23 protein-coding genes and 1 pseudogene are annotated in these 18,812 nt (G+C 43.7%); 13 read left to right on the top strand and 11 right to left on the bottom strand.

Annotated elements, in window-relative coordinates; all coding sequences use genetic code 11:
• Both B7C60_RS19250 and xni read left to right on the top strand, forming a co-directional pair.
• Nucleotides 1–139 (top strand): pyrimidine/purine nucleotide monophosphate nucleosidase domain-containing protein (locus B7C60_RS19250; protein ID WP_245869401.1); only part of this gene is annotated, 139 nt, incomplete at its 5' end.
• Between the two features lie 90 nt (nucleotides 140–229).
• Nucleotides 230–997 carry a flap endonuclease Xni gene (gene xni / locus B7C60_RS13015; RefSeq protein ID WP_099612009.1) on the top strand — a complete coding sequence of 256 codons (768 nt, stop codon included), beginning with the start codon at nucleotides 230–232 and terminating at the stop codon, nucleotides 995–997.
• Between the two features lie 23 nt (nucleotides 998–1,020).
• On the opposite strand, the gene rlmM is transcribed toward xni, so the two are convergent.
• From rlmM to pomA, 6 genes are all read right to left on the bottom strand, one after another.
• Complete coding sequence (gene rlmM, locus B7C60_RS13010; protein ID WP_099612008.1) at nucleotides 1,021–2,112, bottom strand: 23S rRNA (cytidine(2498)-2'-O)-methyltransferase RlmM; 1,092 nt, start codon at nucleotides 2,110–2,112, stop codon at nucleotides 1,021–1,023.
• Entirely contained in the window at nucleotides 2,109–2,507 is a 399-nt protein-coding gene (locus tag B7C60_RS13005; protein WP_099612047.1) for a DUF423 domain-containing protein, read from the bottom strand. Before B7C60_RS13005 ends, rlmM begins: the two co-directional genes overlap by 4 nt.
• A gap of 61 nt (nucleotides 2,508–2,568) precedes the next feature.
• On the bottom strand, nucleotides 2,569–3,495 hold the full coding sequence (locus B7C60_RS13000) for a transcriptional regulator GcvA (RefSeq protein ID WP_099612007.1): 927 nt from the start codon (nucleotides 3,493–3,495) through the stop codon (nucleotides 2,569–2,571).
• A gap of 381 nt (nucleotides 3,496–3,876) precedes the next feature.
• The gene (thiI, locus tag B7C60_RS12995; RefSeq protein ID WP_099612006.1) at nucleotides 3,877–5,325 is read right to left on the bottom strand and encodes a tRNA uracil 4-sulfurtransferase ThiI; all 1,449 of its coding nucleotides are present in this window, start codon (nucleotides 5,323–5,325) and stop codon (nucleotides 3,877–3,879) included.
• A 175-nt stretch (nucleotides 5,326–5,500) separates the two neighbouring features.
• On the bottom strand, nucleotides 5,501–6,460 hold the full coding sequence (locus B7C60_RS12990) for a flagellar motor protein MotB (protein ID WP_202597781.1): 960 nt from the start codon (nucleotides 6,458–6,460) through the stop codon (nucleotides 5,501–5,503).
• 12 nt (nucleotides 6,461–6,472) lie between these two features.
• Nucleotides 6,473–7,237, bottom strand: a complete 765-nt coding sequence (gene pomA, locus B7C60_RS12985) for a flagellar motor protein PomA (protein ID WP_099612004.1) — start codon at nucleotides 7,235–7,237, stop codon at nucleotides 6,473–6,475.
• 340 nt (nucleotides 7,238–7,577) lie between these two features.
• On the opposite strand from pomA, the gene xseB reads away from it, so the two are divergent.
• The 3 genes from xseB to dxs are packed head-to-tail and all read left to right on the top strand — an operon-like array spanning nucleotide 7,578 to nucleotide 10,612.
• The gene (gene xseB, locus B7C60_RS12980; protein ID WP_099612003.1) at nucleotides 7,578–7,820 is read left to right on the top strand and encodes an exodeoxyribonuclease VII small subunit; all 243 of its coding nucleotides are present in this window, start codon (nucleotides 7,578–7,580) and stop codon (nucleotides 7,818–7,820) included.
• A 21-nt stretch (nucleotides 7,821–7,841) separates the two neighbouring features.
• Nucleotides 7,842–8,726, top strand: a complete 885-nt coding sequence (gene ispA, locus B7C60_RS12975) for a (2E,6E)-farnesyl diphosphate synthase (protein ID WP_099612002.1) — start codon at nucleotides 7,842–7,844, stop codon at nucleotides 8,724–8,726.
• 20 nt (nucleotides 8,727–8,746) lie between these two features.
• Entirely contained in the window at nucleotides 8,747–10,612 is a 1,866-nt protein-coding gene (gene dxs, locus B7C60_RS12970) for a 1-deoxy-D-xylulose-5-phosphate synthase (protein WP_099612001.1), read from the top strand.
• Nucleotides 10,613–10,625: 13 nt separating this feature from the next.
• Here dxs and truC read toward each other — a convergent pair whose 3' ends face one another.
• Both truC and B7C60_RS12960 read right to left on the bottom strand, forming a co-directional pair.
• Nucleotides 10,626–11,366: a tRNA pseudouridine(65) synthase TruC gene (truC, locus tag B7C60_RS12965; protein ID WP_099612000.1), complete on the bottom strand. Its 741-nt coding sequence runs from the start codon at nucleotides 11,364–11,366 to the stop codon at nucleotides 10,626–10,628.
• Nucleotides 11,360–11,680, bottom strand: coding sequence for a YqcC family protein (locus B7C60_RS12960; protein WP_099611999.1), 321 nt, complete (start codon nucleotides 11,678–11,680; stop codon nucleotides 11,360–11,362). Before B7C60_RS12960 ends, truC begins: the two co-directional genes overlap by 7 nt.
• 82 nt (nucleotides 11,681–11,762) lie before the next feature.
• Here B7C60_RS12960 and B7C60_RS12955 point away from each other — a divergent pair, with 82 nt between their 5' ends.
• Nucleotides 11,763–12,806, top strand: coding sequence for a DUF3549 family protein (locus B7C60_RS12955; RefSeq protein WP_099611998.1), 1,044 nt, complete (start codon nucleotides 11,763–11,765; stop codon nucleotides 12,804–12,806).
• Between the two features lie 18 nt (nucleotides 12,807–12,824).
• The gene (locus tag B7C60_RS12950; protein ID WP_099611997.1) at nucleotides 12,825–13,124 is read left to right on the top strand and encodes a DUF3301 domain-containing protein; all 300 of its coding nucleotides are present in this window, start codon (nucleotides 12,825–12,827) and stop codon (nucleotides 13,122–13,124) included.
• Between the two features lie 9 nt (nucleotides 13,125–13,133).
• Here B7C60_RS12950 and B7C60_RS12945 read toward each other — a convergent pair whose 3' ends face one another.
• Complete coding sequence (locus tag B7C60_RS12945; RefSeq protein WP_161427345.1) at nucleotides 13,134–13,622, bottom strand: GNAT family N-acetyltransferase; 489 nt, start codon at nucleotides 13,620–13,622, stop codon at nucleotides 13,134–13,136.
• A gap of 831 nt (nucleotides 13,623–14,453) precedes the next feature.
• Here B7C60_RS12945 and B7C60_RS12940 point away from each other — a divergent pair.
• Entirely contained in the window at nucleotides 14,454–14,750 is a 297-nt protein-coding gene (locus tag B7C60_RS12940) for a hypothetical protein (protein WP_099611996.1), read from the top strand.
• The gene (locus B7C60_RS12935; RefSeq protein WP_099611995.1) at nucleotides 14,747–15,193 is read left to right on the top strand and encodes a YaiI/YqxD family protein; all 447 of its coding nucleotides are present in this window, start codon (nucleotides 14,747–14,749) and stop codon (nucleotides 15,191–15,193) included. The genes B7C60_RS12940 and B7C60_RS12935 overlap by 4 nt, the downstream gene beginning before the upstream one ends.
• Nucleotides 15,194–15,272: 79 nt before the next feature.
• Here the strand turns inward: B7C60_RS12935 and ykgO are convergent, their stop codons facing one another.
• Entirely contained in the window at nucleotides 15,273–15,398 is a 126-nt protein-coding gene (gene ykgO / locus B7C60_RS12930) for a type B 50S ribosomal protein L36 (protein ID WP_040904587.1), read from the bottom strand.
• A gap of 9 nt (nucleotides 15,399–15,407) precedes the next feature.
• Complete coding sequence (locus B7C60_RS12925) at nucleotides 15,408–15,656, bottom strand: type B 50S ribosomal protein L31 (RefSeq protein ID WP_099611994.1); 249 nt, start codon at nucleotides 15,654–15,656, stop codon at nucleotides 15,408–15,410.
• A 129-nt stretch (nucleotides 15,657–15,785) separates the two neighbouring features.
• Between B7C60_RS12925 and tsaA the strand changes: the two genes are divergently transcribed.
• The 4 genes and pseudogenes from tsaA to B7C60_RS19245 all read left to right on the top strand — a co-directional run.
• Nucleotides 15,786–16,481 carry a tRNA (N6-threonylcarbamoyladenosine(37)-N6)-methyltransferase TrmO gene (gene tsaA, locus B7C60_RS12920; protein ID WP_099611993.1) on the top strand — a complete coding sequence of 232 codons (696 nt, stop codon included), beginning with the start codon at nucleotides 15,786–15,788 and terminating at the stop codon, nucleotides 16,479–16,481.
• 93 nt (nucleotides 16,482–16,574) lie between these two features.
• Nucleotides 16,575–18,290, top strand: coding sequence for a proline--tRNA ligase (locus B7C60_RS12915; RefSeq protein ID WP_099611992.1), 1,716 nt, complete (start codon nucleotides 16,575–16,577; stop codon nucleotides 18,288–18,290).
• A 216-nt stretch (nucleotides 18,291–18,506) separates the two neighbouring features.
• On the top strand, nucleotides 18,507–18,710 hold the full coding sequence (locus B7C60_RS12910) for a YaeP family protein (protein ID WP_099611991.1): 204 nt from the start codon (nucleotides 18,507–18,509) through the stop codon (nucleotides 18,708–18,710).
• Nucleotides 18,711–18,712: 2 nt separating this feature from the next.
• Nucleotides 18,713–18,812, top strand: a pseudogene (locus tag B7C60_RS19245) (DUF4250 family protein); the annotation flags it as partial.

Below are 18,812 nucleotides of genomic sequence, written 5' to 3'. Positions count from 1 at the left end.
TAAAGGGCCATTTGAACTGCATGGCGATCCGATGCTAATGAAGAAAATGGATAAATTGCTTGCTGATTTTGTACAGCAACATCGAATGAAATTACCTGGGGGCACCGCTTATGAACCTTGTTATCGTATTACCACTTAAGCGCTGACACCGGCAAATAAAACAACAGGGATAGTCATCTCATTTTATTTCATTACAATAAGGGCTTATCAGCCCTTATTATTTGTGATTATGTCTCTCCATCTTGTGATAATTGATGCATTAAACCTCATTCGTCGCGTGCACTCAGCGCAACCCGATCCCACGGATATCATGCGAACAGCGACGACCACGTGCCGAACACTGCAGCGTATCATTGATGAATCAACACCGACCCATATCATCGCTGTCTTTGATCACCACTTACAAGACAGGGGATGGCGAGCCCAGTTGCTACCAACCTATAAACAAGGGCGCAAGCCGATGCCAACACCACTGCAAGAAGGTTTAGACACCATTCAACAAGCGTGGTGGGAGTTAGGGATTGACTCATTACTCTCTGATGGGGACGAAGCTGATGATTTAGTGGCGACGCTCGCCTGCAAAGTCGCTCGTCATCAAGAAAAAGTGACTATCATTTCCACCGATAAAGGCTATTGCCAACTCCTGTCACCTACATTACAAATTCGAGACTACTTTCAACAACGTTGGCTTGACGTTCCATTTATTGACAACGAATTTGGTGTGCGGCCAACTCAACTGGCAGATTTCTGGGGATTAACTGGGATAAGTTCGAGCCAAGTACCTGGCGTTACCGGGATTGGCCCTAAAGCTGCTAGGGCTATTCTACAACAATTTGCAACCATTGAAGAGGCTTATGCCAGCGACCAACTCGCAGATAAATATCGAAAAAAGCTGGATGAACAAATAGAAATGGCCAGAATATGCAAGCAAGTTGCCCAGCTCAAAACCGATATTGAGCTAGGATTTAACTTGCAAGATATTCGTTTTCAACCCTGAACACGTAAGCTCGACAACAAGAATTAGTAAGGGGTGATATTCGATAACGTTTGCACGTGTACGGTGATCTCTTCTCTATCATGATACAGATGCTTAGCCTGCAACCTAAACTTTACTTGATGCTCTTTAAGAAATAACTTTAAGTTTTCAATATCTTCTAAGACTTCATCATAGCGGCCTTTCATCGGCAATTTAAGATTAAATATTGCCTCTTTGGCCCAACCACTAATAAGCCACTCCCCCATTAATTGGGCAACGCGGGAAGGCTTTTCAATCATATCACAGACTAACCAAGTGACATTTTTTCGAGGGGGCTCAAATTTAAAGCCATCTTGCATATGATGTTTTACTTGGCCAGTTTCCATCAAGCTATCAGCCATCATACCGTTATCGACCGCATGAACAAACATAGACCGTTTCACCAATTGATAAGTCCATCCTCCTGGACACGCGCCGAGATCGACCGCCCACATCCCTGATGCTAAACGGGTATCCCACTCCTCTTTGGGAATAAAAACGTGGAACGCTTCTTCCAATTTTAAGGTTGAACGACTTGGTGCATCAGCAGGAAACTTTAAGCGCGGGATCCCCATAAAAAAAGGCGAATTATTCTGGCTGTCAGAATAGCCCATGTAACAGTGCCCAGGAGCGATAAAACAGACATGGAATACGGGTTTCTTAGCGTTATCTTTAGCCAATAAAAATCCTTTTCCACGTAAGGCTTGACGCAAAGGAACCGTAAATTTTCGGCAGAATTTCAATAACGCTTTCGCTTCATTAGTGTCTGGCGTTTCAATCCGAATATCCCCGCACCGAGGTAGCGACTCAATGGCTGACAGCTGTGAAACAATAGGAGAAATTCGGTCATCTTTTGGCAAATCGACAAACTCAGCAACCACTGCAAACATTTGTCGCGCAAAAATAAGCGCCTGAAAGTCGATCTGCTTAATCAATTTATCGGCATCTTCCGCTTGATAACATTCAAACAGAACATACCCAGTGTTATGTTTTAAACGAGGAAAGCCATAGACTGCCAGTTGGCTCGCTTTATCCTGAATTTCACCAGCACACTCTTTTTCAAAACCAGCACGGCAGTAGAGCATTACGTGTTTCACCGCTTCACCTCTTTCATATTCATAGCAGCTAGGATAAAGATTCCCCAGCCAAATAAAAACAACACCCCACCCAATGGGGTAATCGGACCAAACCACTTTGCGCCCGTCAAGGCTAACGCATAAAGGCTACCGCTAAAGCAAAGGATGCCGATAATAAAGCAAATTGCTGCTCGGCTAAAATGTTTTCGAGCTTTATCGTGCAAAGGCAATTGCAATAAAACGCCACACATCAATAAAGCAGCACCATGAATAAATTGATAATTCACTCCCGTTTGAAACACCGATAATAAATGGGTCGAAAGTTGCGCCTTCAGTGCATGAGCGGCAAAAGCACCCAAAGCGACCGCTACACCAGAAAAAAAACCACCAATGATAAGTAAAAACTGACTCCTCATCATAAACCTCGCTAATAAACTGAGCGAATCACTCAATGATAAACGCTCGGAAAAGACAATCTCACTCACGAGAAGTCGTCACTTCTTCTAAAATCACTTCTTGCTCACGGCGTGCTTTATTAAGCATCCAGTCACGAAAGGTTGCGATACGTCCCATATCCGCCTGTTTTTCATGACAAACGACATAAAAGGCATTTTTAGTCATGAGCACTTGATCAAAAGGGGCAACCAACCGCCCTGATTCTAATTCTGGCTGAGCAAGCACATTATTACCCAAGGCGACACCTTGTCCATGCACCGCGGCTTGTAATACCATCGTTGAATGACTAAAGATAGGCCCATGATTGACATTCACGGACTCCAAACCATTTTCTTTAGCAAACTGTTTCCAGTCTTTACGAGAGGTGTCATGCAGTAAAGTATGCTGTGCTAAATCGCTCAAAGTCGCTAATGGTTTACTGCCCAATAATAAAGCGGGGGAACAAAGTGGTATTAAAAATTCCTGGTAAAGTTTATCAGCACGCAGCCCAGGCCAATTACCGCGCCCGTAGTAAATAGCGACATCAACGTCATCAGTTAACGACCCTTCTTCCATGTCCACCGCTTTGATTCGAACATCAATATCTGGCTCTTGTTGATTAAAATCAGCTAAACGAGGCACCAGCCATTGAATGGCAAAGCTAGGCGGTAAACTTATGGTTAAAGCCCCTTTTTCACTGCGTTCTAATAACTTATCCGTTGCTTCCGCAAGTGAGCCAAAAATATCTTTAATATCGAGAAAATAGCTTTGCCCTTCTTCAGTTAGTAACAAAGAACGATTACGGCGTCGAAAAAGTTTTAAGCCAAGGAACTCTTCCAACGCTTTGATTTGATGGCTAACAGCAGCCTGAGTCACAAAAAGTTCTTCGGCTGCACGAGTAAAGCTCAAGTGACGCGCGGCCGCTTCAAACACTTTTAACGAGTTTAGCGGGGGTAATCTTCTGGACATGGTAACCCTCTATAGTAGATTAGTTTTTTTAATCTGAAACATTATAAATTGTCCATTGCTAACCAGCCAGAGAAAATCTATATTTCACCCCGTAGCGCAAGCCTGAACGGCTTGATTCTCTCGAGAATCAATAGGCTTTGTTGTTACGATGTTGTGTTTGCAAACTCGGAATTCGAGTTAGGTAGTTTCTACCATCCTGTTTTGTGCAGTTATCCCCTGCCACAAAACATATACTTCCTGTATTTATTTTTGACCTGTCTGTCAAATATTTAGCACCGCTTTAAAGCGGTGTTTTTTTATGTGGGAAAGAAAAGTCAGTGTAAGAAGAGATAGAGAATAACTCAGCCTAACCATTTGGCTAGGCCTTAGAGTTAAACGACGTTACGGACGATAAACTTTTACATTATGAAAACCTTGTTCTTGTAAATACAACGCTTGTAATCGACTCATCACACCTCGTTCGCAATACAATAAATAAGTCTTAGTTTGATCAAGATCACCAAACTGTGTTGCCAGTTTATAAAAAGGCAAGTGCATTACTACCACACCATCGATACGTAATGGTTTGTCTTCTTCTTCATCCGGACTCCGAATATCGAGTACAACCGCATCGTTTTGTACAGCGTCAACTTGCTCTACTTCCAACGCTTGTTGCTGACTTTCTTTCTCAATATCACGGATATCCATTTGACGAGCGTTATAAACCACTTGCTCAAGAATAGAAAAGTCGAACTTCGCTTCTTCTTGTTCTAATTTAGCTTTTACTGCCTTAACGGTTGGGCTTTTGGAAATCACACCACAATATTCTGGCATGGTTTTCGCAAAATCTTCTGTCCCGATCTCACGCGCCAGATCAATAATATCGCCTTTATCCCAGTTAATGAGCGGACGTAAAATCAGAGTATCTGTTACCCCATCAATATGACGTAGGTTGGTCAACGTTTGGCTTGATACCTGTCCTAATGCTTCCCCCGTGACCAGCGCTTGAATTCCCAGTTTTTCAGCAATCATCCCGGCGGCACGCATAAACATTCGCTTAAGGATGACTCCCATCTGGCCATCCTCGATCTTTTCTAAAATCTCCGCCACAACTGGTTCAAAATCAACCGATATAAAACGCACTTTGGCAGAGGAGCCATATTTATTCCATAAATAGTGCGCCACCTGTTTTACTCCAACTTCATGGGCAGGCCCACCTAGATTAAAGAAACAGTAATGGACTTTAGAGCCTCGTTTAATGTGAAGATAACTAGAGACACCGGAATCAAATCCACCAGAGATGAGACTCAATACATCTTCTTGAGTGCCCAGAGGAAATCCCCCCAGTCCTTTATAACGAGTAATCACTTGATTGAGTAAATCATCAGCCACTTCTATCTGAATGGTAACCTCTGGTTTTTTTAGCTTAACCTTGGCCGATTCCACAGCTTGGTTTAAACCACCACCAACATAACGTTCAAGCTCGATCGAAGAAAAATCATGCTCTCCTCGACGCTTTGCTCGCACAACAAAGGTTTTATTTTCAATCAGATGACCGCTTTGTGCTAAGACTTGTAAATAAATATCATGTATATCTTTAAAGTGTGACTGTTTGACCTCTAAAACTTGTTGGATGCCCGGCGTGGTGGTTAATACCTCCAACGTTTGTGCGTAGAAATCATCGTTATTCGCTGTGACTTCAATATGGTCGCGACGATTCAGCACGACCACCCCTTCGGTTCGCCGCTTAATAATGTTGCGAATATTAGTTTCAAGAATCTTAGTAAAACGCTTACGGACAGATTCACTTTTAACAAAAATTTCAGGATGGGGCTTAACGATAAATTTCATAGGGTGATTCGCAATCAGGATTTGGACAACATTAGCGCGCAGTGTCTGGATACACTCCATCACTGGCGTTACTAAAGGGGGCGGATTATACACGATCTAGGCTTAGAGAGAAAAGAATAGAAAACAGGCAAGCCACTCAGCTTGCCCGCAACCAATAAAAGGGGTCGCACAACACTTACGATTGAGGAAGCGAAGGAACTTCTTCACTGTACAAAGGCTTACCTTGCATAATGCTAATTTCCACTCGGCGATTACGAGAACGCTGAGCTTCAGTATCATTAGGGCCAACCGGAGCCGTATCTGCTAAGCCTTGAACTTTTAATCGCATATGATCAAACCCTTGTACGTTTTCCATTTCTTGCGCAACAGAAACAGCCCGCTGGGCAGACAAGTCCCAATTAGAGCGATAGAGTTCTGATTCTAAACGTTGATTATCTGTATGGCCGGAGACTTGCACAATGCCAGGTACATCTTTGACTAACTCCGCAATCTGCCGGACTAAAGGACGAAATTTAGGCTGTAAAAACGCAGATCCTTCAGGGAATGCCCCACGTTCACGAATGCGGATGACAATTTGCTGACCGAGATTTTCTACTTCGACCGCTCCTTGCTCAATTTCTCTTTGTAAGGCTTTTTTGATATTTTCAGAAATAATTTCTAACTCTTCAGCCATTACTTCTTGAGACTGCTGCGCTTGCTGTTGTTGCTGGTCCAAATCACTATCTTGGTTACTTTGGGTAGAAGTTTCCGGTGTTTCGCCGCCCGTTAATTGACCGTAATCCCGCTGTGTTCCGCCAGCACGATCAGAATCCCCCTCGTGAAACTCTAAGGTTTGCTGAGTAATATCAATCGTTTGTTGCATAATGATATCGATCGGTGTGGGTTCTGGCCGGCCTGGACGAAACTCTTGCGCAATAACACTGGTACCTTTCGGGATATCTTTCACTTCCAATCGGTTTTGTACCCCAAATGCAAACTTCATTGAGCCAGCAATTTGCTTAAATTTCAGTACATCCATTTCAGAAAAAGAAAGCAGTAGTACGAAAAAGCACAGTAGCAGTGACATCAAATCAGCAAAGGTTCCTAACCACGCAGGAGCGCCAGGTGGTGGACATTTACATTTTTGCTCATCCATTATTCACTCCGCTTATTCGTTATCGACATCAAGCGAGCGTTTACTTTCATTTAAGTAATTTTTCAAATAACCATCAATGACCCGCGGGTTTTGACCGTCTTGAATCGCCAGCACACCATCCATAATAAGCCGACGGTTTAATGTTTCTTGTCCACGACGTAAGGCCAACTTATCAGAGATAGGAAAGAAGATCATATTGGCCATGATCGCGCCATATAATGTCGTTAATAAAGCCACCGCCATTGCCGGACCAATTGATTTGGGATCATCCATGTTAGAAAGCATGGCAACCAAGCCAATCAAGGTCCCGATCATGCCCATTGCTGGGGCAACATCACCAAATGCGCGAAACACGCCTGTTCCCATTTCATGTCGTTCATCGGTGAGCATAATATCTTTTTGTAATGCCGCACGAACCACATCAGCATCATGCCCATCGACTAATAAATCGATCCCTTTTTGCATAAATGAATTGGAAATTTCCATTTCTTCCAACGCTAAAAATCCACCTTTACGAGCAGCATCTGCCATTTCCACAATTTTGGCGATCAGTTCTTCTGGATCTTCAATTTTAAACATAAAGGCTTTAGCGGCAATTTTAGCTGCACCAAAAAACTGCCCAGCCGTAAATTTGATTAAGACAACAAACGTTGTTCCCCCAATAACAATCAGGATCGAAGTGACATCAACGAACATGATCAGGCTGCCACCCACAAACATTGCCATAACGACGAAAGCTAAGCCACCAATCAGGCCTATCAGCGTTGCTAAATCCACGAAGCGCTCCTCATGCTTGTCATTCGCGTTTTTCTGATTATTCTCTTTATCGGCGAAGGAGTAAAATCTTTAACTAAATTATCGGTAAGTTTATACTTAAAGTCTGTTATCCCCAAGTGAGCATAACAATTCCATCATTTTTTACCTATTTTTCTTTTTTACGTGTGATCGCACAGTGGTGACAATACCCAAATGGGATCGATATACTCAATCGCTTACTGTGGACAAAAACGGTTTTAAAAAGAAAAAGTGCGCCACTTCTACCGATTTACTTGGTTAAATTTGACCATTTCCACGCCCTAGGGTAACTTTCGTGCATCTTTTCTAAGGCAAAATGATTATGGCGAGTAAAAAACCTGAAAATATGTCCTTTGAGGCGACCATTGAAGAGCTAGATAATCTCGTTGAACAGCTAGAAAGTGGTGACATTGCATTAGATGAAGCCCTAAAAAAATTTGAGCGCGGTATTGCACTTGCCCGTAGTGGCCAGACAAAGCTCGACGAAGCAGAACAGCGGGTAAGTATTTTGCTCCGTAACAGTGACGATGCACCACTGACTGATTTTACTGACTTGCCTGAATAACTAAAATTTGATGAGTGTTCTATGATTGAGGCGCTTTCTTCTCTTCAGCAGAGAAACAACCAGCAACTGGATAAATGGTTAAATCGTTTACCCTACCAACATCTTCCTTTGATCGAAGCGATGCGTTATGGCCTATTGCTCGGAGGTAAGCGGGCCAGACCTTATCTGGTGTATATCACTGGACAGATGCTAGGTCGTGAATTATCCGATTTAGATACCCCCGCTTGCGCCGTGGAATGCATCCATGCTTATTCACTCATTCATGACGACTTACCCGCCATGGATGATGATGAACTGCGTCGAGGTCAAGCCACTTGTCATATTAAATTCGATGAATCGACGGCAATTTTAACTGGTGACGCATTACAAACATTGGCTTTTACCATTTTATCTGAAGGGCCTCTTGCGACTTTAGCCGAAAGTCATCGTATTAAAATGATTCAAATTCTGGCTCAAGCATCCGGAGCACAAGGCATGTGTTTGGGTCAAGCATTAGATTTAGCGGCAGAAAATCAGCATATCAGTTTACAAAATCTAGAAGCGATTCATCATCATAAAACTGGAGCCTTAATGCGCTGTGCGGTCCAAATGGGAGCATTGGCTGCAGGTCAAGCCGGATTAGAGGTCTTACCGCAGTTAGATCGCTATGCTGCTGCAATTGGCCTCGCCTTTCAAGTACAAGATGATATTTTAGATATCATCAGTGATACACAAACGCTAGGGAAACCGCAAGGCTCCGATCAACAATTGAATAAAAGTACCTATCCTGCTTTACTGGGATTACAAGGTGCCATCAATAAAGCTCAGGCTCTGTTTGAAGAAGCGCTCGAAGCGTTACGGACAATTCCTTATAATACCGAGCACCTTGAAGCGTTCGCCCGATACGTCATCGAGCGCAAAAACTAACACTATAAGCGCGCATAACTATGACTCTTGATATCTCAAAATATCCGACACTGGCTCTCGCAAATACTCCTGATGAGTTACGAAGTCTGCCAAAAGAAGTTCTCCCAAAACTGTGTGAGGAACTACGCACCTATTTACTCAACTCCGTCAGTCGTTCAAGTGGTCATCTTGCTTCGGGCTTAGGCACCGTTGAACTCACCGTCGCATTGCATTATGTTTATCAAACACCTTTTGATCACTTAATTTGGGATGTTGGACACCAAGCTTATCCACATAAAATCCTCACCGGGCGACGCGAGCAAATGTCGACTATTCGTCAAAAGGATGGGCTCCACCCTTTCCCCTGGCGGGAGGAGAGTGAATATGACACCTTATCGGTTGGGCACTCTTCAACCTCAATCAGTGCCGCTCTTGGAATGGCGATCTGCGCAGAAAAAGAAGGCAATAATCGTAAGGTGGTGAGCGTTATTGGTGATGGTGCGATTACGGCCGGAATGGCGTTTGAAGCCATGAATCATGCCGGTGACGTCAATCCCGATATGCTCGTTATTCTCAATGATAATGAAATGTCTATCTCTGAAAATGTTGGTGCGCTCAACAACCATCTTGCCCAAGTTTTATCAGGCAGCCTTTACACTTCGATTCGTGAAGGTGGCAAAAAAGTCTTGTCGGGTATCCCGCCAATTAAAGAACTTGTTCGCCGTACTGAAGAACACTTAAAAGGAATGGTTGTGCCCGGTACTTTATTTGAAGAATTGGGCTTTAACTACATTGGCCCTATCGACGGACACGACGTTCTTGAGTTGATCAAAACCATTAAAAATATGCGTGACCTTAAAGGCCCTCAGTTTTTACACGTCATGACCAAAAAAGGCAAAGGTTATGAGCCAGCAGAGAAAGATCCTATTGGTTATCATGGAGTGCCTAAATTTGATTTACGCCACACTAGCTTGCCAAAAAGCACAAATAATCAACCTACTTTTTCAAAAATTTTTGGTGATTTTCTATGTGATATGGCGGCACAAGATCCTAAGTTGATGGCGATAACCCCAGCCATGCGAGAAGGCTCGGGCATGGTTCGTTTTTCCAAAGAATATCCACAACAATATTTTGATGTCGCGATTGCTGAGCAACATGCGGTCACACTCGCAACGGGTATGGCGATCGGGGGACACCATCCGATTGTCGCTATTTACTCCACCTTCTTACAACGCGCTTATGATCAGCTCATTCATGATGTCGCCATCATGAACTTACCTATCATGTTTGCCATTGATCGTGCAGGTTTAGTCGGTGCTGATGGTCAAACTCACCAAGGAGCGTTTGATCTCAGCTTTATGCGCTGTATTCCAAATATGTTGATCATGGTGCCTGCTGACGAAAATGAGTGTCGGCAAATGCTCTATACCGGCCATTTACACCAAGGCCCTAGCGCAGTGCGTTATCCTCGAGGTCATGGTATGGGCGTCTCGATTGATCAAACCTTTTCCGCATTAGAATTAGGTAAAGGGCGAATCATGCGTCATGGTGAAAAAGTCGCCATCCTTAGCTTTGGCACACTACTTCCTTATGCATTAGACGCCGCTGCCGAACTAAATGCCACTGTAGCCGATATGCGATTTGTTAAACCACTTGATGAATCCTTGATTATAGAGTTAGCAAACTCTCACGATGTTTTGGTTACCCTAGAAGAAAATGTCATCGCTGGTGGAGCAGGAACCGGTGTGGTTGAGTTTTTAATGAGTCAAAAACTCGTCAAACCAGTACTTCACCTCGGTTTGCCCGATCAATTTATCGCCCAAGGCACCCAAGAAGAGCTGCATACGGAATTAGGCTTGGATGGCCCCGGTATTCAAAGGGCCATTGAAGCCTATTTAGCGAAATAATACTCAGGCCTTCTTATTCGAGAAGGCCTTTTTGTATTGGATTTTGCCAAGCAAATAAACTAAACAGTCGTTGCCAATGCTCATCAAAAGAGGCTGTGAGTATTAACGGTTGCTCAGTATAAGGATGAATAAAGCTGAGTTCACTCGCATGCAACATCAAACGTTGAATTTGATATTGCTGTCGATACAAACGATTATGTTTTCCATCTCCATGCGTGGTATCCCCGACAATCGGATGGCGCAAATGTGCCATATGGCGACGTAACTGATGTTTACGCCCAGTTTGTGGTTTTAGTTCCATGAGACAGTAGCGCGTGGTTGGAAAAGCCCCCGTTGAATACGGCACTTCTACTTTAGCAATCGGCTGATAGGCAGTAATCGCTGACTGAGGCGCTTTATCCTGCTTAGCAAATTTATCAGCGATTTTATCCAGTTCTTGTTTCAACGGGTAATCTAATACTCCACCTTGTTCAATCCAGCCCCGAACAAGAGCATGGTAAGTTTTTTCCATTTTATGCTCAGCAAACATCGGCATCATCATGGCCGCGGTTTCACTCGATAAAGCAAAAACCAACACACCCGATGTTGGTCTATCTAGACGATGCAGAGGATAGACATGCTGACCGATTTGATCACGCAACATCTGCATGACAAATTGTGTTTCATGTTTATCCAACCAAGAGCGATGCACTAACATTCCAGCGGGTTTATTAACCGCCACCAAGTAATCATCTTGATAAATGATCTCTAGCATGATGCCACTGCCTTATCTATCTGATGTAATACATTTAATATGGCTTGATATTGTGGTTGTTCTTGCCACACTTCAACAAAATAGGGAGTGAGTAAAAAGCCTTGCGGTAATGGGGCGTTATCTGCCAATAACTGCTGCATACGCGGTAAAAAAATCCATTGTAACCACTCATGAGGATGTAAAATGTCCAATGAAAAGGGTTCTTTACTCTGTAAATAGTGCACCTTTGGTTTCTGATGTTGCCAGAGAGCCGCCGCTTTAAGCTCTTTTTCCAATGCGGTTAATAAAGCGGAGAAAGGAATTAGATGAGTCATGAAGTTTTACATCGCTAGCCTTGAATTAGCGGCAGATGATACCATCTATTCATGACAAAAAGTTAGGATCAAATTAATCTCTATGCAACCTATCCATCCCCTTACGACGCTGCTTAAGCAAAGTGGCTGCCAATACCTTGTGTTTGATCTTGGCCGGAGAATTCAGCCAATCGAAGCAAAACAATTTCAAAAAATTGAACAAGGCCAGCAGCCCTATCCTTACCCTTTACAACGTCAAGCTCATTTAGCCATTGTGTATTGGAATGAGCATCAGCAACCGTGGATCTGGTTCACGAAATTTCCACTCGATGAGCGAGGATTACTCATTCAAGCTGAGATAAATCAGTTTATCCAGTATGTGATCGAAGCGATGGGCTCTCGCTTACAACAAACGCTCACTGAAGAACAGCAGCAAAAATTAGCCAATAACCCCTACACGTTTCAACCAACCGAAGAAAAAATGGCCGTGTTACATAGCCAAATTCGAGCCCAACTTCATTTGCCCACTAGCCAATATTATGAACATGCGCAACACTATTTTTCCGGAGGGCTTGGCTGGGAAAATTGGCAAACCGTCGGTCTGCAAGGCATCAGTGACATCGGCGCTCGTTTAAGACAACAAAATAATAGTGTATTCATTCGCAAAGCCCTTGACCACCTCCCCAGCTCACCACTGTATGCTCTGCTTGGGGTGCTTGAACATGTCAACATTCCCGATAACATTGCCAGTAAACTGTACGAGATGGCCAACCAGCAAATGTCCAGCTCACAAACGGATCTCTTTTTGCTCTCAGCCTTAGTACGTGCCCTTTCAGGTGCAACACCAAATTATTTAGCTAAATTGACCGATGCTATCCTCGCCACACCTGATTATTGCCATCAAGAGGTATTAATTGGTCTTGCTGGACGAGCTTGGTCAACACTGAGAGAGAGTGGCCGCGCTCAACGTTTTTTACTTCGCTTAGTACAAACGGAGAATCAAACGCTGTTTAACCGGCTCTTTGCCGATTTAGTCATGTTACCGGAACTACGCATGGTGTTATTGCCTTTGCTGCATACCAGCCCATCACCTGAATTAGCCAAAGCGCTGCTCCAGTTACAACGTTCAACAAAACAATCCTCATAAACTAAGGAAAAAGCATTCATGACGAGTAACCTCATTTATATCCTTTTACTCAGCCTGATCTGCTTTGCATTTTGGCAACAACGCCGCCAAGCTGAGATAGCCAAACGGCACATTACTCGTCACTGTTCCAACCTAGAATTACAACTGCTGAGTGTCTCTTTCGGCCAACACAAATGGAAAGCCCCAGATAAAGGCTGGCGCTGGTATACGATCTATTATTTTGAATTTTCGGCACTGGGGGACGATTACTACCAAGGAGAGCTTATAATGGCTGGTTTTCGTCCGGTAAACATTCAGCTTCCACCGTATAGAATATAGCCTAGCTCATCATTCTTGTTCTGGGGTTAACCATTGATACTGATGGAAATGACCAAACATCTCTTCCTGAGTATGTTGATGCTGAAAGCCCAACTTATGTAAGATGGCAATCGCTGAAGCATGTTCAGCATTCACTATTGACATCACCTGTCTCAAGTTTAATCGTTGACAGATATTGGGGAAAAAAGCGCTCAATGCTTCACTGGCTAGCCCTTGTCCCCAATAAGACTTATCAAATAAAAAACCGAGTTCGGCATACTCATCATAGATTTCAATATACATATGCCCCATATACTCTCGGTTATAGTTATCTAACACGGCCATGGCATATAAATGCTCATCATGTAAAATACGCTGAAAGAGCTGCCGAGCCGATGCTACCGTCTTCGGGCCATTCATTTGCGCGCGATTTTTCACACAGCAGTTGAGCATTAAAAAGTCAGATTCAAACGCATCGGTATAGGGAACAATTAATGTTCTACGTGTCACTATCGTCACTGACAATCCTTTGTTTGCAGATATTTTAGAACTCACTCACCGCTTCAAGGTTAACCTGAAAAGGTGAGCGAGAAGGTAAACCAATGCTGACGGTGTTGTATTGATCTTAACAAGGTTTTCACCACATCAAGTTATTATTCTATTTATTTACTTGATGAGCGTTTCAAACAGAGCACGCTCTTAGAAAAGACTAAGAAAAGCCCCGACACGAACGTATCGGGGCTTAAGTCTTACTCGTAGCGATCCTGCCACTAAATGGTTGCTCCCTGCATCATCCTTAATAGTGGTTGAATCCAGCAACCCAATCCTCTGCTTCGCCACCTTGGCGGTGTCCTTACAATCCGTTTTGCCAATCTATCCCGATCAGCTTTCATCACTTGTTCCTTGAGCGGTGTCCTTCCATCATCCTGATGGTATCCCTACCTCATCCCGAGGATCCTAGCTATCCATGCCCATTAACCTCTTGTTAATGGTCATATCCTTATTTGTCCATCGTTCCTGACAGCAACGATCCTTGCTTGCCGTATTCATCCTGAAGTGCTCTTCCGTGAATCTTTCCCATTCCCTGTCATGTTCCTATCGACAAGACATAATCTACCTCTTTTCGCTTCTTTTACAATCCCCCAAACAAGAGATTAATACTCACCCCACATCACAACCATCAATTAAAAATAAATAAATTCAATAGGTTAATGATAAAATCCCATAAAAACTCGTCAAAAAACGCTCTTCTCTCACAGGCTTTGTGAGCGATCTCTTACATGACAATCCCTCTTTTGCTAACCACGATTTATCAGTAAGATGAGCGAGGATCAAATATAAGGAGCCATTATGCTCACCCAAGACGCCACTCATGAGTTAACCACGGTACTGACTCAGTTACAGCAGCAAGGGAAACAACCCACCGTCGCCTTAGTGAAAGCACGGTTATCTTCGAGTGTTCCAATGCCAGCGATAATTGCAGCCATCAAAAGCTGGAAAAATAGTCAGCGAGTCCCCAAAATAGAAATTGCCACCCCCAAAAATGACGCTCAACAACGAATTCAAGAACTAGAACAAACCGTTCTCGCGCTCATTACCCGTGTGGAAAAGCTGGAAATCGCCTTACTGAATAAGGAATCCGTATGAGAATTTGGGTTGATGCCGATGCTTGCCCGAAAGTGATTCGAGAAACATTAATTCGAGCGGCAGAGCGCACTGGTGTGGAATGTACTTTTGTGGCAAACCATCTTATTCCTTTACCGAAACGCGCCAATATCTTTGTGCTACAAGTACCAGCAGGATTCGATATTGCCGATAATGAAATAGTTAAGCGTGTTGCGCCCCATGATCTGGTCATTACATCAGATATTCCATTGGCCGATGAAGTGATCAGTAAAGGGGCGCTCGCGTTAAGCCCAAGGGGTGAGCTTTTCACGACAGAAACCATCAAAGCACGTTTAAATATACGTGACTTTCTCGATACCATGCGCTCAAGTGGTATTCAAACAGGCGGGCCCAGTGCACTTTCGCAAACTGAACGACGTGAGTTTGCCAACCATCTCGACCGGTGGCTAACCAAACGACGCTAAATGAACTAGGGAAGCACGACATGTCCTTCCCTTTAGTGCTCAGCGGATAATAATACGGCGATTTTATCCGCATGCCCCTCTATCGCTGCACCGCTTTAAAACGCGGATTAGTTTTACAAATCACGTACAAGCGCCCCCGTCTTTTGACAATTTGACAATCCGGATGACGTAATTTTGCACTCTTTAACGAACTTAATACTTTCACTTTTTTTCCTTATTCACTAAAACGAGAAAATCGACGATTGAAGTTGGCAACGCGTCCTTCTTTTTGAATGACTCTCTGTTTGCCGGTGTAAAATGGATGTGACTGTGATGACACTTCAATCGTAAAATAAGGATAGATTTCTCCTTCAAATTCGATTGTCTTATCCGTTTTCAAGGTCGAACCAATCACAAAATAGTGATCAACGCTTGTATCGTGGAATACTACAGGCCGATATTCGGGATGAATCCCTTGTTTCATAGTTACCCCTCCAAAAAAATGTTATGTTATAACAACACAATTAGGAATCATTATCATATATTTTGCAAGCGATTTATGCTTAAGACTGTGATATTTTGTTGGCTCTGTTTTTTGCCGAATATCACGATAATGTACAACCTTGACCCCATCGCAATAATAGAAAGTCCTTACCAAGAAAAATTTACCGTTCCGCGCCAGCCTCGTCTGGTTCCCAGTGCGACAGCTCGAGTCAAATTACTTGGCGAGCTAAATTGCTTTGAAGCCATCAGAGGGATTGAACAATTTAGCCACCTCTGGTTACTGTTCTTATTTGATAAAAATCTTTCTGCAGGCTGGAAACCCACCGTGCGCCCCCCTCGTTTAGGTGGCAATGAACGCATCGGCGTACTGGCTTCTCGCTCCACCTTTCGTCCTAATGGAATTGGCATGTCCGCCGTTACGCTACAAGGGGTAGAAAAAGAGGGCGAGCAAATATACTTACAACTCGGTAGTGTCGATCTGGTTAACGGCACACCCATTATCGATATTAAGCCCTATCTGCCCTATTCCGATTCAATCCCAGATGCAACAGGCGGTTACGCAGAAGATGAACCAAACCGTAGCGAAGTGCGATTTAGCTCATCAGCCCTGACAACGCTACAAAAGTTACCGCAAGGACAAGTTCAACAATCGGTGATTGCCGAAGTGTTAGCTCAAGATCCCCGCCCGGCTTATAAGAAAAATCGTCCTGATCCACGAGAATATGCGGTAAATTTGTACGACCTTAACGTAAAATTCACCGTTAATGAGCAGTTAGTGACAGTCACAGCCATAGAACGCTTTTGACATGAGCGTTTGACTGATATTATTAGCGACTCATGTATTTTTTATCACCCACACGGTGGTAACCCTTTAAACTTTTAATGAACGGATACCTAAATGCGTACCAGTAAATATCTTCTTTCTACTCTGAAGGAGACTCCAAACGACGCAGAAGTTGTGAGCCATCAGCTCATGCTACGTGCAGGTATGATCCGTAAGCTAGCTTCAGGTCTTTATACTTGGCTACCTACAGGTCTGCGCGTCTTGCGTAAAGTCGAAAATATTGTTCGCCAAGAGATCGACCATGCCGGTGCTATTGAAACCCTGATGCCCGTAGTTCAACCCTTTGAACTATGGGAAGAAACTGGTCGCTCTGAAAAAATGGGCCCCGAGCTACTTCGCTTTACTGACCGCCATGTTCGTCCGTTTGTACTTAGCCCGACGGCTGAGGAAGTAATCACTAACTTGGTGCGTAATGAGGTGAGCTCTTATAAACAGCTACCTCTCAACTTATATCAGATCCAGACTAAATTTCGTGATGAACGCCGCCCTCGTTTTGGTGTCATGCGTGCTCGTGAATTTTGTATGATGGATGCTTACAGCTTCGACATCGACAAAGCCGGATTAGAAAAATCTTACCAAGCCATGCACCAAGCTTACTGTAAAGCATTTGATCGCATGGGGCTTGATTACCGTCCAGTATTAGCCGATACCGGCGCTATCGGTGGTAATGGTTCACATGAATTCCACGTACTGGCAGAAAGCGGCGAAGATATTATTGCCTTTTCGACCGAGTCAGATTACGCAGCAAACATTGAAAAAGCAGAAGCCGTTGCCCCAGCAGTTGAACGTGCTGCGCCAACTCAAACGATGACACTGGTTGACACGCCGAATGCAAAAACCATAGCAGAATTGGTTGAGCAACACGGCCTGCCTATCGAAAAAACCGTTAAAACGCTGTTTGTGAAAGCGTCTGATGACATTGAAGCACCTATTATTGCCCTGATCATTCGTGGCGATCATGAACTGAACGAAATTAAAGCAGAAAATCTTCCTGAAGTGGCTTCACCGCTTGAAATGGCAAATGAAGAAGAAATCCGTGCTCTGATTGGTGCTGGCCCTGGTTCGCTTGGTCCTGTTGGCCTTGAATTACCCTTTATCGTCGATCGTAGTGTCGCGGTGATGAGTGATTTTGCTGCTGGCGCAAACATTGATGGAAAACACTACTTTGGTATCAACTGGGGCCGTGATGTTGAGCTAGATAAAGTGAAAGATTTGCGTAATGTCGTGGAAGGCGATCCGAGCCCATGTGGAAAAGGAACTTTACAGCTTAAGCGAGGTATCGAAGTCGGTCATATCTTCCAACTGGGTACCAACTATTCTGAGAAAATGAACTGTGGTGTACTCGACTCCAATGGTAAACACACGATTTTAGAGATGGGATGTTACGGTATTGGTGTCTCACGTGTGGTGGCTTCGGCTATCGAGCAAAACAACGATAAATACGGCATCATCTGGCCTGACGCCATTGCTCCTTTCCAAGTGGCCATCGTACCAATGAATATGCACAAATCTGAACGCGTTCAAGCAGCAGCAGAAAAATTATACGCTGAACTAACTGCAGCCGGTATTGATGTTCTGTTTGACGATCGTAAAGAACGCCCAGGTGTGATGTTCTCAGATATGGAGCTAATTGGTATTCCTCACACGATCATTATTGGTGATCGCAGTATGGATGAAGGTAACTTTGAATATAAACATCGTCGTAGTGGTGAAAAATCCGCCGTGCCGATGGCCAATATTGTCAGCTTTATTCAAGCACAATTGGTTTAATTTCCTTGTGGTTACTTCTAAAGGCTGCTTTGTCGCAGCCTTTTTATTTATCTTTAACCATTTACCCTATTTTCCTCTCGATAAAAGAACAGAGGCGGCTTATAGCCCGCTCATCCTGTCATTACGTTGTGCCAACGCAAGGTGAGAGTTTTGTGTTTCTGTTGCTCTCTGTGTATTATCGAGAACAGTTATCATTGATAAAAATAGGAACAAACCATGCAAGTTTATGCTTGTTGTGACTTAGTGCGCGAACTCTACGCACAGATTGGCAGTGGCGATCAAGCCTATATCCCACAAGCCATTTCCTGCGCTATTCGAGCACTCAATGAAGTTGCAGCCGATACCTCTTTACCGAAAGAGACCCGAGAAAAAGCCGCATTCGCAGCGGCAAACCTACTGATTTCTGATTTTGAGGACTAAAAATGAATCTCAATAACTTTGCCAGTATGGATCCCATTATGTTGATGAGTATTGTCAACATGAAATTGCGTGATGAATTTGAGGGAGATTTGGATAAGCTTG

Source organism: Vibrio fujianensis, assembly GCF_002749895.1.
Classification (GTDB): domain Bacteria; phylum Pseudomonadota; class Gammaproteobacteria; order Enterobacterales; family Vibrionaceae; genus Vibrio; species Vibrio fujianensis.
This window is presented reverse-complemented; position numbering and strand designations above follow the sequence as displayed.